The sequence below is a fragment of the Agrobacterium sp. K11 genome (assembly GCF_059429395.1).
Window position 1 is genome coordinate 1 of sequence record NZ_JCAHRB010000005.1, and the last position, 13807, is coordinate 13807.

The window sequence follows — 13807 nt, forward strand, 5'->3', positions numbered from 1 at the left end:
CTATTTTCAAGTGCGACATGCCAATGATTTCAATGGCTTCACTTTGGAGATTTTGGCATGTCCCGATGCTATACGCAGATCACCCTTGCCGATCGCCGCCGTCTTCATCATCTGGTGGCGGCAAAGGTTCCCGTCAACGAGATGGCGCGTCAGCTTGGCCGTCATCGCTCGACCATTTACCGTGAGATCAAGCGCAACACGTTTCATGACCGTGAACTGCCAGATTATGACGGCTACTACAGCACGGAAGCGCGGCCGCAAGCCCGACCGGCGGACGGACTTCATGAACGACCAGGAGGTGATTGCCAAAAGGCAGAAGGCGCTGGCGCGGATGGAAGCGGCGGAATGAACTGGCGACGTTGAATGCCAGCGGTCTATTGCAGACGTCAGCGGCGCATGCGAGTTTCGCGTTATGAAAGACGAACAACAAACTTCTTCCGATCATACACAAATCCACCTTGCTCCAGACGAAGCTCTGGTTCTTTTTGAGCTTCTTTCTCGTTGGTGCAAAGAGAGCAGCGCTCCCACGCCAAGCGCGTCCTGTTTCGAGAGCCCTGCCGAATGCGCTGTGCTGCACGGACTGCTTGCCGGTCTCGAAAAGCAGCTGGTTGCACCCTTCAGGGCAGACTACCTTGACCTTGTAAAAGAGGCCCGTCGCCGTTTGCAGTCATCGTGGGATTATCCTGCACTTAGGGTTTGATCTCATACCCGGAATGCCTGTTGATTGCCAAGGCAGATTATGCACCCTGCTGAGGAAGCTAAAGCCGAATAGGCATTCCCTCACCCGCCCCCGCTCCTTCCTTGCAACCCGGCCCAGCCGGTCGGATCGGGGGCTGACCGTCGGTGCCTGTGTCGCGTTTCTAAACAGCTGGCGAAGTCGCGCCTCTAACCAGCTTTGACATCGTATGTAGCAGCCAGATGAAGCTTTCTATGGTCTTGAGCGCCTCACCTTCATCAGCGCCGCCTAGACACTCTGTACATCGCTTGAGCACCATAGCGAGCAAAGGATTTAGAGAAAGCACCTATCCTTTATTTTTCGAGCCAAGGTGAAGCAGTGCTCCAGAAAATGCCATCACCGCCAAGAAAATCTTCCGTGAGTGGGCTTTGAACCCATGAAAGACATTGCTGACGAAATGCCCATGCATTGGCTGATGCGGCAAAGATTTTGATGATCTGTCGGAACTGATAGGGATTAAATAGTCGCCAGCGGTGTTCTCACGGGTACGACCACGTACTCATGAAGGAGCCTGCGCCGTGAAGCACCTTTACTCCATCACACTCGTTATTGCCACATTGGCCTGCATGCCTGTATCTGCAAGCCCGTTTTCGTCCGCCGCCGGACGTTACCGTATCGATCCCGCCTCGCGCATCGGATTTTCGATTGCACAGGTTGCCGGTCCGGGCATCAACGGCACTATTCCCGATATATCCGGCCGCTTCGATATCGATCCGGACCAACCGTCCAAGTCCTATGTGGAAATCAGTTTGAACCCTTCCAGCGTGAAGACAGGCCAGGAACGGGTGGAAAATTTCCTGCGGTCCAGCGCGGTTTTCAACATCGCCGCCTATCCGCAGATCGTGTTTCGCTCCAACCGCGTTACGCAGGACGGGCCGCGCAGCGCGGTCGTTGAAGGCGTGCTCACGGCCCGAGGCGTCTCCAGAGCCGAGACGTTTCACGCAACATTCGTTGAGCAGCAAAAGGGTTCTGTTACCTTCCATGTCACCGGAAATATCCCCCGCCTGCCCTATGGCATGGGCGTTGGCGTGCCGCTCTATTCGAACACGGTTGCCTTCGACATAGATTTGAAGGGCGTCAGATAAAAACGACGGAACGTCAAAAAATCGGTGGGACGGGATTAATTGTCGCTGGCCGGTGTTCTGTCTTGTATCGGACATGGTGTCCGCACCGTTACCTCTCAAAGGACGATCTCATGCGTGAACATCATTTCATTCTGGCAGGCGCTCTCGCGCTCGCCTCCACTGCCGCGCTTGCCGAACCATACGCCGGTGGCGCGGTGGTTGAAACGGCGACGGCAAAGGGCACGATCCTGACTGACGCCAAGGGCATGACCCTTTATACGTTCGACAATGATGGCAATGGCTCGTCAGCCTGCTATGACGGCTGCGCGAAGAAATGGCCGCCGCTTGCGGCTGCCAAAACCGACAAGGCGGATGGCGACTACAGACCACTCGCCCGCAGGGATGGCACGATGCAGTGGTCGCATGATGGAAAGCCGCTATATCATTGGCAGATGGACAAGAAGCCCGGCGATGTCACGGGTGATGGTGTTGGTGGCGTCTGGCACGTTGCCAAGGAATAGCACCTATGCCTGATTTTCTTGACGAGATCACAAGTTGCATACCGGCGCTTCGACGTTACGCGAATGCGCTCACGCACGACCGTGACACGGCTGACGATCTCGTTCAGGACTGCCTGGAAAGAGCCATCCGCAAAAAGGCGCTATGGCGGCCGCAGGGGCCGTTACGTCCATGGTTGTACCGTGTGCTGGTCAACGTTTACCGCAACAATCTGCGAGGCAGAAACCGCCGGCCCTCGCAAATCCCGATTGATGATGTTGCCGAACAGATGTTTGTGCCGGCGCCGCAGACGGGCCGGATCGCGCTTGCCGAAATGGCACGTGCCATCGAAAAGCTGTCAGGCGAGCACCGTGAGGCCCTCCTCCTCGTCGTCGTCGAAGGTCTGAGTTATGCGGAAGCGGCAAAGGTTCTGGAAATTCCGTTGGGCACTTTGATGTCCCGTCTGGGGCGTGCCCGAACAGCCTTGGCCCGCATGACCCAGGAAGACCAGCCAAATCTCAAGGTGATAAAATGACTGGCAACGAGCCGCAGATAACCGAAGCCGATCTGATATCCTATGTCGATGGGCAGCTCGAAGACCAGCGACGTGATGTCGTTCGTTCCCACCTCGCCTCCAATCCGGCCGATGCGCGCAAGGTCGAGATATGGCAGCGGCAGAATGCGACACTTACGGCTCTCTATCGTCCTGCTGATGTCGATGTTTTACCTGATCGCCTCGATGTTTATCGGATGGAGCGGCGCTTGCGATCGGAGCGTGCAAATTGGCGCAATCTGGCAGCGGCTTCCGTTCTCGTTCTGGCAGTTGGACTGACAGGTGGCTGGTTCGGGCGCGGACTTGTGTCGGAGGTCGATGCACCTGCCCATTCCATCGTGGCGGATGCGACGCAGGCGCACAAGTTGTTTGCAAGCGAGGTTCTGCACCCTGTCGAAGTTCGGGCTGATGCCGAGAACGCCTCCAGTCTGCCGAAATGGCTGTCAAAACGGCTCGACCGTAAACTGAACGTGCCGGACCTCACCCGCCATGGCTTGTCCCTTGTCGGCGGCCGGGTGCTGCCCAGTTCCGAAGGCGCCGCAGCTCAGCTGATGTACGAAGACAAAAGTGGGCAGCGTGTCACTCTTTACATCGTGGCCGCGGCTGAAACGAGCGATACCGCCATGCGGCGCTCCAATGTCGACGCGCTGGAAACAGTGTCCTGGGATGACGAAACAATACGCTGCGCCCTGGTCGGCGGCCTGCCGTCCGACCGCATGGACGCTATTGCCAAAGACACCTATCAACAGCTGAGTTAGCCGATGCAATATCTCAAGGGTCATTCCGATAGAGCGACGAGAGGCGTAAGAAGATGGCGAAACACGTCCGCCTCCTTTGGTTTGGTGGCGATCGTTTTCCATTGGACAATCGCGCTCCTATTCCTCGCGCAGCTTGCGCTGGGATATCTCATGAGCCGCGACATCGATCCGGTGCTTCAGTTCAATCTTTTTCAGTATCACAAGTCGATTGGGTTTCTGGTTCTGGCCCTCGCCGCCCCCCGCTTCATCTGGTCGGTTTTCAGCAGGAAACCGCGGGCTCTGGATGGTGAAGGGATGGCTTCGAGGTTGGCCGCACGGTCGGCTCACGCCGCGCTGCTGTTCCTTACTCTTGCCGTTCCCCTTGCCGGTTGGGCCGTCGCGTCGACGTCTCCTCTGCAGATCCCCAGTTACGTCTTCGATCTTGTCGTCGTGCCGGGACTACCCATGGCGATCTCCGACCAAGCCGAGGCCTTCTGGACTAAGGTTCACGCCACTCTGGCCTATCTTGCCGCAGTTATCGTCGTTCTTCATGTGGCAGCGGCGCTGTGGCACCATTTCGTCCGCAAAGATCCAACGCTTCGGCGCATGATCCCTTTCAGGGCTGCTGCTGATAACATGGGCCGCACCGCCTCCCCTCGAAAATAGCTAATAAAGTGTTCTCTGGTAGTCCTTTTCCAGATCGTCATCCAATTTCCGCATCTCATCCTTGTTGCTGGGCGCCCCCGTCGTTTCGTCAAGGATGATTTTGATGAGCGACGGCATCTCGGAGCGATCCTGAAAATGATCCGGGCTCCACAAATGAGACCGCCGAAACGCCTTGGCGCAATGCATGAAAACCTCACTCACCCTGACGACAATCGCGAGTTTGGGCGCACGATCATTGATGCTCATGCTTCTCAGAAGTTCCGGGTCGGTTGCGAGCTTTGCCTGCCCGTTCACACGCAACGTGTCGTCAAATCCCGGTATGACAAACAACAGCCCGACGCTTGGATTGGCAATGATATTGGTCAACGTATCCAGACGATTGTTACCCGGTCGATCCGGTATCGCGAGTGTGCGTTCATCAAGAATCTTGACGAACCCCGCAGGGTCGCCGCGAGGGCTTACGTCAGCACTTCCCGCCAAATTCTGCGTTCCTATGCACAGGAACGGAGAGCGTCTGATAAATTCCCGCGCATGCTCGCCAATGGTGTCCTGACACTTCAATATCGCCAGCGCGTGGGTGGCCTCGAACAATCCTCGAAGCGATGGCTCATCTGTTATTGCAAATTCCGGATCAAGTTCAAACGCCGTCATCATACCTCACCCTTGTGACGTTGCCCCGTTGTTCCCATCAGCTTCACCAGACGAAAACGCCTGGATATTGCTGACATATCGATTGTTATTCTTTGTCCGCATTTGTGCGGTTTTCAATTTGATGTACGTACCTCAATTTTATTGCTATCGCAGATTTCCGTTTCAATCAAGAAGTAGAACCGGCCGCGATAGAGGCACAACAATCACCGAAGCGGCTGCGGGAGCCTTTGAGGGCGGGCGATCCTTTACAGACAGTGTAGTGGGTTCTTACCTAAGGCCCTCGCTATTCACCGACGTTCAAGCGGTCGAGGCGGCCTTGAAGACGGCAAGCTGGTCGGCAAAGGCGCGTTGATAGGCCGGACGCGCCTCACCGCGAGCCACATAGGCTGAAAGGTTTGGATATTCGTCGAGGATGCCTGAGCTTTTTATCCTTTGCAGCACCGATATCATCAACAGATCTCCAGCGCTGAACGCACCGTCGAGCCAGTCGTCGTCACCGAGGGAGCGGGAGAGTTCGCCGAGCCGCTTGCTGATATTTTTATCGATCATCGCCAAGCGCTCTTCGTACCAGCTCTTGTCGCCCTCCAGAAATCGGGCAATCGAGCGGTCAACGATTGGCGGCTCCACCGTGTTGAGCGCGGCGAACATCCAGGTTATCGCCCGTGCCCGCGCATTCACATCCCGCGGCAACAGGCCGGCATTGCGCTCCGCGATGTGGAAAATGATCGCGCCGGATTCGAACAGTACGAGGTCGCCCTCCTCATAGGTCGGGATTTGTCCGAATGGCTGAAGTGCCAGATGCGCAGGTTCCCGCATCGCCTTGAAGGAGAGAAGGCGAACATCGTAGGACAGTCCAGCTTCCTCCAGCGCCCAGCGCACGCGCATGTCGCGGGCCAGACCCTTGCCGCCATCGGGCGAGCGTTCAAAAGCGGTAATCGTGATCGTCATTGCTGTTCCCCATCGCGTCTGTTTGGAGACTATTGGCTCATTGTGGTCGAGCATCAGCTTTTTGCGCCGACCGGAAAAGGCAGCGCGTCAGAATAGGCGTTTGCCAGAACGAAAACAATCCTTGTACGTTTCAATGACAGGTCATTAGCGTGCCGTTTGCCGTGGAAAGGGCTGGCCATTTCACGCAAAAACTCTAAGCTCCTGCGCCGGACGCGGATTGCCAAAACCTTCAGGATTTCAATTTAAATCATTAGGGAGAAACTATCAGATGAGCCTGCGTATAAACGACATCGCACCCGATTTCACCGCCGAGACCACACACGGTCCGGTGAGCTTTCACGAATGGATCGGCGACGGCTGGGCGGTCCTGTTTTCACATCCGAAGAATTTCACGCCGGTCTGCACCACGGAACTAGGCGCGATGGGCGGCCTGCAGCCGGAATTCGAAAAGCGCGGCGTCAAGATCATCGGCATTTCGGTCGATCCGGTCGAAAGCCATGAGAAATGGAAAAACGACATCCGCACCGCGACCGGCTTTAATGTCGATTATCCGCTGATCGGCGACAAGGACCTGAAAGTCGCGAAGCTCTATGACATGCTGCCCGCGGGCGCTGGAGACAGTTCCGAAGGCCGCACGCCGGCCGACAACGCCACCGTGCGCTCCGTCTTCGTTGTCGGTCCCGACAAGAAGATCAAGCTGGTCCTCACCTACCCGATGACCACCGGGCGCAACTTCGACGAAATTCTTCGCGCGATCGATTCCATCCAGCTGACTTCTAAACATCAGGTGGCGACACCGGCAAACTGGAAACAGGGCGAAGACGTCATTATCACCGCCGCCGTCTCCAACGAGGATGCGATTGCCCGTTTCGGCTCCTATGACACAGTTCTTCCATACCTGCGCAAGACGAAGCAGCCCGGCTGATTTGAAATCGATAAAGGGGCGATGGATCTCCATCGTCCCTGTTTGATCTTATTCGCGGCGCGGCTACGGCTTTATCACGCCGCCGTGGTAGTCGAGCCGGTACACCTCAACGCTGTCCCGATATATGCGCTCCACGCCGGTAAAAGACCGGAATTCGCCCTCATTGGTATCGACATAGATCATGTCTTCGACCTCGTGGGTGAAGCCGCCGAGGAAGCGCCCTTCCCTGTATAGCGTGGAAAGCGATCGCTGGATCACCCTGCCCGCCACCGTGCCGTCGATTAGCTCAGGGCGGATGACGCGGCCGTAATAATTCATGGCCCAAAGTGGAATTCCCTGATGCCAGACGACCTCCTGACCGATGAAGTCGGTTCCGCCGAAATAGCTATCGATGTAGTTCCAGTCGCCACTTCGAAAGCCGAGGTCGTGTGAGCCGATGCGGGTGGGCGTCGAGGATTTGTTGCCGCCGCCCACATAAGTGGCGGACTTGGCCTGCACGATGAATTCTTCCAGCATCGGGAATACCTCACATCAGGAACATAAAGTGAACGTACTGGACTTGTGTGAAGGTCGCAAGCGTATTCCTTACCCTGCCTGTCGCCATATTTTCACAGATGGCGGGCTTGGTAATCGCAGCGTTTGCCCTTAAAAGCGATGCATAAATGATCCTCGTAGAGTGCCCATGTCGCAGACCCCGCAAATCTATGTCGATGCCGACGCCTGCCCCGTGAAACCCGAGATTCTCAAGGTGGCGGAACGGCATGGGCTGGAGGTGACATTCGTTGCCAATTCCGGTTTGCGCCCGTCGCGCGATCCGATGGTGAAAAACGTGATCGTATCGGCCGGTTTCGATGCGGCGGATGACTGGATTGCGGAGCGTGCGGGCGAAAACGATATCGTCATTACCGCCGATGTGCCGCTCGCCGGGCGTTGCGTTGCCAGGGGCGCGCTGGTGACGGGACCGACCGGCCGCGTTTTCGACCAAACCAACATCGGCATGGCAACTGCGATGCGCGACCTTGGCGCACACCTGCGCGAAACCGGTGAGAGCAAGGGATATAACGCGGCTTTCTCGCCGCGCGACCGGTCTGCTTTTCTGGAGACGCTTGACCGTTTCTGCCGCCGTGTCAAAAAATGACCGCGTAAACAGGAAGGCGCAGCCCATGACCCCGGCCAATCCGCAGAGCAACACCTACAGCCGCCATAAGCCTTTCTTCGTCGCTCTTTTTGTTGGCGCCTTCGGCCTCGGCTTGGCGCTGGCATTCGCACGGCCGCTCGCCATCGAAATTGCAGCCATTCTGTTTTTCCTGACCTATCTCGGGCTGGTGGCCTTTCGGCTTCCGAAATTAACGGCCCAGCACCTGAAAGCGCATGCCGATAGTGATGACCTGCCGGCAATGGCCATCATCGCCATTACGCTGATCGCTGCCACCGTCGCCGTCGTTTCACTTTTCCAGGCACTCAACCATTCCGGCGAAACCGTCTGGACGCTGCTGCTCGCCTTCGGCTCCGTGATTTTCGGGTGGCTGACAATCCACACCATGACCGCCTTGCACTATGCCCATCTTTACTGGCGTCCGGAAACCGTTGATGGCAAGCGCAAGCATAGAGGCGGCATGGATTTCCCGGCAACGAAGGAACCCTGCGGTTACGACTTCCTCTATTTCGCTGTTGTCATCGGCATGACGGCGCAGACCTCGGATGTTGCTGTAACCACGACACCGATGCGCAAGGTCACGCTGTTGCACTCCATCGTCTCCTTCTTCTTCAACACGGTTCTGGTAGCAGCGGCGGTCAATGCTGCGGTCGCGCTTGCGGGCTGAACCGGAAAAAACTCTTCATAAAGGAATGGCTTCATGAATATCATCTCGCAAAATACGGCCTTTGGCGGCATGCAGGGCGTATTTTCGCACCCATCCGAAACCCTGAAATGCGAGATGACCTTTGCAGTCTATGTGCCGCCGAAGGCGATCAGCGAGCCGTGCCCGGTTCTGTGGTATCTTTCCGGCCTCACCTGCACCCACGCCAATGTCATGGAAAAAGGCGAATATCGCCGCATGGCGTCCGAACTCGGGCTGATTATCGTTTGCCCTGATACCAGCCCGCGTGGCAACGATGTGCCTGATGAAGTGACCAACTGGCAGATGGGCAAGGGCGCGGGCTTTTATCTCGACGCCACGCAGGAGCCTTGGTCGGAGCACTACCATATGTACAGCTACGTGACGGAAGAGCTGCCAGCCTTCATTGGCCAGCATTTCCGCGCGGATTTGAGCCGTCAGGGCATTTTCGGTCATTCGATGGGCGGCCATGGCGCCATGACGATTGCGCTTAAGAACCCAGACCGCTTCAAGAGCTGCTCCGCCTTCGCCCCAATCGTCGCCCCCTCTTCTGCCGACTGGTCCGAACCGGCGCTGGAAAAATATCTCGGAACGGATCGTGCCGCATGGCGGCAATACGATGCCTGCTCGCTGATCGAAGACGGCGCCCGTTTTCCGGAATTCCTGATCGACCAGGGCAAGGCCGACAGTTTCCTCGAAAAAGGCCTGCGTCCCTGGCTGTTCGAAGAGGCGATCAAAGGAACCGATATCGGCCTGACGCTGCGCATGCACGAGCGTTACGACCACTCCTATTATTTCATCTCCAGCTTCATGGATGACCATCTGAAATGGCATGCCGAGCGACTTGGCTAAGGCTGCGAAAGGGGAAGCTTAACCTGCGCGGTTTGGATTCGTCCGACATCTTGAACAGCGACGTGACGGCGTTTTCAGTACGCCGTCTTCGCCATGGCTTTCGGAGATTTATGCATCCAAAGGAATGCGGGCGATGACCTTGATCTCGAAATCGAAGCCCGCGAGCCAGTTCACGCCTATTGCAGTCCAGTTCGGGTAAGGCTTCGTGCTGAAAATCTGCTGCTTGACGGCCATGATGGTTCCGAACTGTTTTTCGGGGTCCGTATGGAATGTCGTCACGTCGACAATATCATCAAATGTACAGCCCGCTGCATGCAGCGTGGCTTTGAGATTTTCGAAAGCCAATTGTACCTGACGTTCAAAATCGGGTTCTGGCGTTCCATCGGAACGGCTGCCCACCTGCCCGGAAACGAACAGAAGGTCCCCGGATCGGATAGCCGCCGAATAGCCGTGCTCCTCGTAAAGAGCATGTCTGTTTGCGGGAAAGATTGCTTCGCGCTTCGCCATTTTTAAATCTCTCTTCTTTGTAATCAAGTGCACTCTCTGGGCGGAACGTTACGCTTCGAGCGCTTCACACAACGCCTTATTTGATATACGGTGCGTATTTGAATTTGGTGGCATACATGCCGTATGTCAACCCATATACGTCACGTATGTAAAATTGAGGAGAGAATGGCGAAACGACGCGCGGAAACGATGGAGGAAAATCGCGTAAAACTGATCGCGGCTGCACGAAAGATTTTCGCCGAAAAGGGATACTCTTCCGCATCAATGGACGAGTTGACTGCTCAGGTTGGTCTGACGCGTGGGGCGCTTTATCACAATTTCGGAGATAAGCGTGGGCTGCTGGCGGCGGTGGTCGATCAGATCGATTCTGAAATGGCGTCTCGCGCTCAAGAGATCGGGGCACTGGCCGAGGACGATTGGCAAGGTTTGCTCGCCGAGGGCGCCGCCTATATCGAAATGGCGCTTGATCCGGAAGTACAACGCATCGTTCTGCTCGACGGGCCTGCGGTATTGGGTGATCCGTCGCAGTGGCCTAGCCAGAGCAGTTGTCTGCAGACGACCAAGGGAACGGTTCAGAGCCTCATCGAACAGGGGATCATCAAGTCAGTCGATGCGGAAGCTGCTGCCCGGCTTCTAAGCGGCGCTGCACTTAATGCTGCGCTATGGATCGCCGCCAGTGACGATCCCGTGAGGGTGCTGCCGAAGGCTGTCGAGGCTTTCCAGTCCATGGCCACCGGCCTTCTTGTGAAACCAGTTTAAACTCTATCTGGAAACCATACTTGTTCACGGAAACAACGCCGTCGCCAGCGTTGTCGGTCCGGGTCGGCTCAGCCGGAACTCGCGGATCACGCGCTCCGCGACGCCGTAAGCGAGATCCTGCTCGATCGACTGATTGTCGAAGCTGACGACGGTGGCTGTGAATTTGGCCTCGGCGATCACCTCGCCCGTCGCCACGGCGGCCGCACGAACGATGACACGGGCCGATGCCCGTTCTCCAAACAGGAAGGGGCCGCGGGTGACGGATGCGAGGCGAATGGTCAGCACAACGCGCGGTCTGATTTCGCCGCGTGCCGTCGTTTTGATGGCATTCTGTAGTTGCGCATGAATGGATTGCATCAATGCTGGCGCTACATCCGGCCGTGCCGCTACAAAGGCGCCGCGCACATCATAAAGCAGCCGGTCGGCATTGGTCGCCTCCGGTTCCAGCCTGAAAGACATGAGCGTGAAACACGCCAGCACAACAATGCCAAGGCGTTTCAATCGAGTGTTCATGATCTGCGGCTCCCCTAACGTGAGGTAACCGCATATTCGGTCATCAGGGTTAGAAAAGCGTTAAGGCGCGCTCTTCAACGCCTCCAGAACGTTGAGTGCTGCACGCATGTCGATGAGCCTGGTGGCGCGGCGCTCCAGCGCCTCCTCGTCCTCGCCCCAATGTTCGGCGGTCCAGTCCTCGTCAAGATGGGCCAGCGCCCAGGTTTCCTCCAGCGTCAGCTGCCCTTCCGCCAGTGCCAGCGCCAGAATGGCGGAGCCGGTCAGCGACGTCATGGTGTGCAGGGCGGCAAGCGCGATCGGCGTATCGTATTTTTTGAGCGTCACGGCAAAGGCTGCAACGGCTTCCCGAGGCTGATCGCGATGCATGACTCCTTCGACGAGAATGAAGCGTGCGCCGAGAACATTGGCCGCCCAGTCGATCACCGGATCCCAATGGTCCGCCTGCCGCGCCACAAGCGCTTCCGGTTGACCTGCGCGGTAGCACAGGAGATCGGAAGAGGAAAAGCGCAGTATGTCCTCGAAAACCGCCTGGGTGTCGCTGGCGATGCCGTCGATGGCGGTGTTCACATGCCGCGAGACCGGCATGACGACCGGGTTCACCACTTCTTTCTGCGCATCCCATTCATCGCGAAGCAGGTCCGCAAGCGCCTTCGATGGCAAGACAAGCGGCTTCTTGGCGGGCGTGCGCAAAGGTTTGCCATCGAGATGGATGGTGAAGCCGCCGTCTTCCACGTCAGCAACGGTAACGTCCTTATAGAAACGTTTCGGCAGGGGCCGCTGCATCTGGATTTGGGCGCGAAGGATCGGATCGGGGTGGCTGAGGCCTTCCGAAAGGTCGTTCAGGAGATCACGCATGGCACGTCCTCATCAGTCGAATAGAAAGGATCATTCAAGAATATCGGCGGGAACATGGGCCGGAATTTCGCTCGGATGGCTGACGACGGCGTCTGCGCCTGCCTTCCAGAGATCATCGACCGAGGCGTAGCCCCAGGCAACGCCGATGGCCTTTGCGCCGGCGGCCTTTGCCATCTGCATGTCATAGATAGCATCGCCGATGACGACAGTGTCGGCCGGAACCATGCCGGTTTCATGGCAACATTCCATCACCATGGCCGGATGCGGCTTGGAAGGGCAATCATCCGCCGTGCGCGACACGATGAAATGCTCGGCAAAACCATGCGTTTCGAGAATATGGGTCAACCCGCGACGGCCCTTGCCGGTGACCGCGCCGATCAGCACCTCATCCCGCCTGGCGAGCGTGTCGATCAAGGGCGCGATACCGTCGAACAGCGGCTCGATCATGCCAGGTCGGGCGCGGATCGGGTGATAGATTTCCCGATAGCGCTCAGTCATCGCGCGCGCCTCGTCATCCACATGCGCCTTACCGAGCATGCGGGCGATGGCGATGTCGAGCGTCAGGCCGATAATTGCCTTGGTCTGTGCAATATCAGGCCGTGGCTTTCCGAAATCGGCGAAGGTATCCACCATGACGGCATGGATAAGGCCGGCGCTGTCGACCAGCGTGCCGTCACAATCGAAAAGAACGAGTTTCATCTGATATCAGCCTTCCCTGTCGCCATCGGCCACGTCGAGGCCGAGCAGGTTCCAAGTCTGTACCATATGCGGTGGCAAAGGCGCGCTGACGCGAAGCCGGCCGCCATTCGGGTGCGGAATGTCGATATGGCGTGCATGCAGGTGCAGACGCTTTTGTACACCGCCCGGAAAATCCCAGTTCGGATCATCGATGTAATATTTCGGATCGCCGATAATCGGGTGCCCCATATGCAGTGCGTGAACGCGCAGCTGGTGGGTACGGCCGGTATAGGGCTCCATTTCCAGCCAGGCGAGGTTCTGCGCGGCGGTATCGATGACACGGTAATAGGAAATGGCGTGATCTGCCCCCTCCTCGCCGTGCTTGGCAATGCGCATGCGGTCGCCGTCGGGGGTCTGTTCCTTGACCAGCCAGGTGGAAATCTTGTCCTGATGCTTGCGCGGTACGCCGCGAACCAGCGCCCAATAGGTCTTCTTGGTATCGCGCTCGCGGAAAGCGGCCGTCAGCTTTTGTGCAGCACCTCGGGTGCGGGCCACCACCAGCACGCCCGACGTGTCACGGTCCAGACGGTGCACCAGACGCGGCTTTTCGCCCTTCGGGCTGGTCCATGCTTCCAGAAGCCCGTCGATGTGACGGTTGACGCCCGAGCCGCCCTGCACGGCAATGCCGGCCGGCTTATTGAACACCAGAACCTTGTCGTCCTCATGCAGCAGCATGCGCGCCAGAAGTTCGCCGTCTGCCGAATGTTTGAGGTCCCTGGATCCGATTGGTCCGCTTTTGACCTTGAGGTCGGAATCAACAGGCGGCACACGCACCATCTGCCCCGGCTGCACCCGTGCGTCCGTCTTCACCCGGCCGCCGTCCACACGCACCTGTCCGGAGCGCAGAAGCTTTTGCAGCTGCCCGAACCCCAGACCCGGATAGTGAATCTTGAACCAGCGATCGAGGCGCATACCGGCCTCGTCGGCCTCGACCTTGATATGCTCGATACCTGCCATGAAATTTCCA

19 protein-coding genes and 1 pseudogene are annotated in these 13807 nt (G+C 57.5%); 12 read left to right on the forward strand and 8 right to left on the reverse strand.

Going from position 1 to position 13807, the window contains the following annotated elements:
• Positions 1 to 57: 57 nt before the first annotated feature.
• From AC5SEO_RS12830 to AC5SEO_RS12860, 7 genes and pseudogenes are all read left to right on the forward strand, one after another.
• Positions 58 to 267 (forward strand): annotated as a pseudogene (locus tag AC5SEO_RS12830) (helix-turn-helix domain-containing protein); the annotation flags it as partial.
• 145 nt (positions 268 to 412) lie between these two features.
• Positions 413 to 700 (forward strand): hypothetical protein, encoded by a 288-nt coding sequence (locus tag AC5SEO_RS12835; protein WP_075807477.1) that lies wholly within the window; start codon positions 413 to 415, stop codon positions 698 to 700.
• 554 nt (positions 701 to 1254) lie between these two features.
• Positions 1255 to 1821 (forward strand): YceI family protein, encoded by a 567-nt coding sequence (locus AC5SEO_RS12840; RefSeq protein WP_003513002.1) that lies wholly within the window; start codon positions 1255 to 1257, stop codon positions 1819 to 1821.
• Between the two features lie 110 nt (positions 1822 to 1931).
• Complete coding sequence (locus tag AC5SEO_RS12845) at positions 1932 to 2321, forward strand: COG4315 family predicted lipoprotein (protein ID WP_003513000.1); 390 nt, start codon at positions 1932 to 1934, stop codon at positions 2319 to 2321.
• Positions 2322 to 2326: 5 nt separating this feature from the next.
• Positions 2327 to 2833, forward strand: a complete 507-nt coding sequence (locus tag AC5SEO_RS12850) for a sigma-70 family RNA polymerase sigma factor (RefSeq protein WP_003512998.1) — start codon at positions 2327 to 2329, stop codon at positions 2831 to 2833.
• Positions 2830 to 3609, forward strand: coding sequence for an anti-sigma factor family protein (locus AC5SEO_RS12855; RefSeq protein WP_003512996.1), 780 nt, complete (start codon positions 2830 to 2832; stop codon positions 3607 to 3609). The genes AC5SEO_RS12850 and AC5SEO_RS12855 overlap by 4 nt, the downstream gene beginning before the upstream one ends.
• A 3-nt stretch (positions 3610 to 3612) precedes the next feature.
• Entirely contained in the window at positions 3613 to 4254 is a 642-nt protein-coding gene (locus AC5SEO_RS12860; RefSeq protein ID WP_003512986.1) for a cytochrome b, read from the forward strand.
• Here the strand turns inward: AC5SEO_RS12860 and AC5SEO_RS12865 are convergent, their stop codons facing one another.
• Together AC5SEO_RS12865 and AC5SEO_RS12870 are read right to left on the reverse strand one after the other, a co-directional pair.
• The gene (locus AC5SEO_RS12865; RefSeq protein ID WP_013636066.1) at positions 4255 to 4905 is read right to left on the reverse strand and encodes a pyridoxamine 5'-phosphate oxidase family protein; all 651 of its coding nucleotides are present in this window, start codon (positions 4903 to 4905) and stop codon (positions 4255 to 4257) included.
• 297 nt (positions 4906 to 5202) lie between these two features.
• A complete protein-coding gene (locus AC5SEO_RS12870) occupies positions 5203 to 5853 on the reverse strand; it encodes a glutathione S-transferase family protein (RefSeq protein ID WP_174068335.1) in 651 nt (216 codons plus the stop codon).
• Between the two features lie 268 nt (positions 5854 to 6121).
• Between AC5SEO_RS12870 and AC5SEO_RS12875 the strand changes: the two genes are divergently transcribed.
• Positions 6122 to 6778: a peroxiredoxin gene (locus AC5SEO_RS12875; RefSeq protein WP_003512980.1), complete on the forward strand. Its 657-nt coding sequence runs from the start codon at positions 6122 to 6124 to the stop codon at positions 6776 to 6778.
• A gap of 63 nt (positions 6779 to 6841) precedes the next feature.
• Here the strand turns inward: AC5SEO_RS12875 and AC5SEO_RS12880 are convergent, their stop codons facing one another.
• Positions 6842 to 7294 carry a DUF5680 domain-containing protein gene (locus AC5SEO_RS12880; RefSeq protein WP_174068334.1) on the reverse strand — a complete coding sequence of 151 codons (453 nt, stop codon included), beginning with the start codon at positions 7292 to 7294 and terminating at the stop codon, positions 6842 to 6844.
• Positions 7295 to 7460: 166 nt separating this feature from the next.
• Between AC5SEO_RS12880 and AC5SEO_RS12885 the strand changes: the two genes are divergently transcribed.
• The 3 genes from AC5SEO_RS12885 to fghA are packed head-to-tail and all read left to right on the forward strand — an operon-like array spanning position 7461 to position 9468.
• The gene (locus AC5SEO_RS12885; protein WP_003512976.1) at positions 7461 to 7916 is read left to right on the forward strand and encodes a YaiI/YqxD family protein; all 456 of its coding nucleotides are present in this window, start codon (positions 7461 to 7463) and stop codon (positions 7914 to 7916) included.
• A 25-nt stretch (positions 7917 to 7941) separates the two neighbouring features.
• A complete protein-coding gene (locus AC5SEO_RS12890) occupies positions 7942 to 8601 on the forward strand; it encodes a DUF1345 domain-containing protein (RefSeq protein WP_013636061.1) in 660 nt (219 codons plus the stop codon).
• Between the two features lie 33 nt (positions 8602 to 8634).
• Complete coding sequence (fghA, locus tag AC5SEO_RS12895) at positions 8635 to 9468, forward strand: S-formylglutathione hydrolase (protein WP_065657929.1); 834 nt, start codon at positions 8635 to 8637, stop codon at positions 9466 to 9468.
• Positions 9469 to 9576: 108 nt separating this feature from the next.
• Here the strand turns inward: fghA and AC5SEO_RS12900 are convergent, their stop codons facing one another.
• Positions 9577 to 9975 carry a RidA family protein gene (locus AC5SEO_RS12900; protein WP_065657930.1) on the reverse strand — a complete coding sequence of 133 codons (399 nt, stop codon included), beginning with the start codon at positions 9973 to 9975 and terminating at the stop codon, positions 9577 to 9579.
• A gap of 165 nt (positions 9976 to 10140) precedes the next feature.
• Between AC5SEO_RS12900 and AC5SEO_RS12905 the strand changes: the two genes are divergently transcribed.
• Entirely contained in the window at positions 10141 to 10734 is a 594-nt protein-coding gene (locus AC5SEO_RS12905) for a TetR/AcrR family transcriptional regulator (RefSeq protein WP_174068333.1), read from the forward strand.
• Positions 10735 to 10758: 24 nt separating this feature from the next.
• Here AC5SEO_RS12905 and AC5SEO_RS12910 read toward each other — a convergent pair whose 3' ends face one another.
• Genes AC5SEO_RS12910 through AC5SEO_RS12925 form a run of 4 tightly spaced genes read right to left on the reverse strand, consistent with a single transcriptional unit; the run spans position 10759 to position 13797 of the window.
• Entirely contained in the window at positions 10759 to 11247 is a 489-nt protein-coding gene (locus AC5SEO_RS12910; RefSeq protein WP_013636057.1) for a hypothetical protein, read from the reverse strand.
• A gap of 60 nt (positions 11248 to 11307) precedes the next feature.
• On the reverse strand, positions 11308 to 12102 hold the full coding sequence (locus tag AC5SEO_RS12915; protein ID WP_003512964.1) for an ATP12 family chaperone protein: 795 nt from the start codon (positions 12100 to 12102) through the stop codon (positions 11308 to 11310).
• Positions 12103 to 12132: 30 nt separating this feature from the next.
• Positions 12133 to 12801, reverse strand: a complete 669-nt coding sequence (locus AC5SEO_RS12920) for an HAD family hydrolase (protein ID WP_003512962.1) — start codon at positions 12799 to 12801, stop codon at positions 12133 to 12135.
• 6 nt (positions 12802 to 12807) lie between these two features.
• Positions 12808 to 13797: an RluA family pseudouridine synthase gene (locus tag AC5SEO_RS12925; protein ID WP_003512960.1), complete on the reverse strand. Its 990-nt coding sequence runs from the start codon at positions 13795 to 13797 to the stop codon at positions 12808 to 12810.
• Positions 13798 to 13807: the final 10 nt, after the last annotated feature.

Excerpts from the sequence above, each read along its gene's own strand:
- AC5SEO_RS12835 (WP_075807477.1), top strand. The coding sequence starts at position 413 with ATGAAAGACGAACAACAAACTTCTTCCGATCATACACAAATCCACCTT.
- AC5SEO_RS12845 (WP_003513000.1), top strand. The coding sequence starts at position 1,932 with ATGCGTGAACATCATTTCATTCTGGCAGGCGCTCTCGCGCTCGCCTCC.
- AC5SEO_RS12850 (WP_003512998.1), top strand. The coding sequence starts at position 2,327 with ATGCCTGATTTTCTTGACGAGATCACAAGTTGCATACCGGCGCTTCGA.
- AC5SEO_RS12855 (WP_003512996.1), top strand. The coding sequence starts at position 2,830 with ATGACTGGCAACGAGCCGCAGATAACCGAAGCCGATCTGATATCCTAT.
- AC5SEO_RS12860 (WP_003512986.1), top strand. The coding sequence starts at position 3,613 with ATGCAATATCTCAAGGGTCATTCCGATAGAGCGACGAGAGGCGTAAGA.
- AC5SEO_RS12865 (WP_013636066.1), bottom strand. The coding sequence starts at position 4,905 with ATGACGGCGTTTGAACTTGATCCGGAATTTGCAATAACAGATGAGCCA.
- AC5SEO_RS12870 (WP_174068335.1), bottom strand. The coding sequence starts at position 5,853 with ATGACGATCACGATTACCGCTTTTGAACGCTCGCCCGATGGCGGCAAG.
- AC5SEO_RS12875 (WP_003512980.1), top strand. The coding sequence starts at position 6,122 with ATGAGCCTGCGTATAAACGACATCGCACCCGATTTCACCGCCGAGACC.
- AC5SEO_RS12880 (WP_174068334.1), bottom strand. The coding sequence starts at position 7,294 with ATGCTGGAAGAATTCATCGTGCAGGCCAAGTCCGCCACTTATGTGGGC.
- AC5SEO_RS12885 (WP_003512976.1), top strand. The coding sequence starts at position 7,461 with ATGTCGCAGACCCCGCAAATCTATGTCGATGCCGACGCCTGCCCCGTG.
- AC5SEO_RS12890 (WP_013636061.1), top strand. The coding sequence starts at position 7,942 with ATGACCCCGGCCAATCCGCAGAGCAACACCTACAGCCGCCATAAGCCT.
- fghA (WP_065657929.1), top strand. The coding sequence starts at position 8,635 with ATGAATATCATCTCGCAAAATACGGCCTTTGGCGGCATGCAGGGCGTA.
- AC5SEO_RS12900 (WP_065657930.1), bottom strand. The coding sequence starts at position 9,975 with ATGGCGAAGCGCGAAGCAATCTTTCCCGCAAACAGACATGCTCTTTAC.
- AC5SEO_RS12905 (WP_174068333.1), top strand. The coding sequence starts at position 10,141 with ATGGCGAAACGACGCGCGGAAACGATGGAGGAAAATCGCGTAAAACTG.
- AC5SEO_RS12910 (WP_013636057.1), bottom strand. The coding sequence starts at position 11,247 with ATGAACACTCGATTGAAACGCCTTGGCATTGTTGTGCTGGCGTGTTTC.
- AC5SEO_RS12915 (WP_003512964.1), bottom strand. The coding sequence starts at position 12,102 with ATGCGTGATCTCCTGAACGACCTTTCGGAAGGCCTCAGCCACCCCGAT.
- AC5SEO_RS12920 (WP_003512962.1), bottom strand. The coding sequence starts at position 12,801 with ATGAAACTCGTTCTTTTCGATTGTGACGGCACGCTGGTCGACAGCGCC.
- AC5SEO_RS12925 (WP_003512960.1), bottom strand. The coding sequence starts at position 13,797 with ATGGCAGGTATCGAGCATATCAAGGTCGAGGCCGACGAGGCCGGTATG.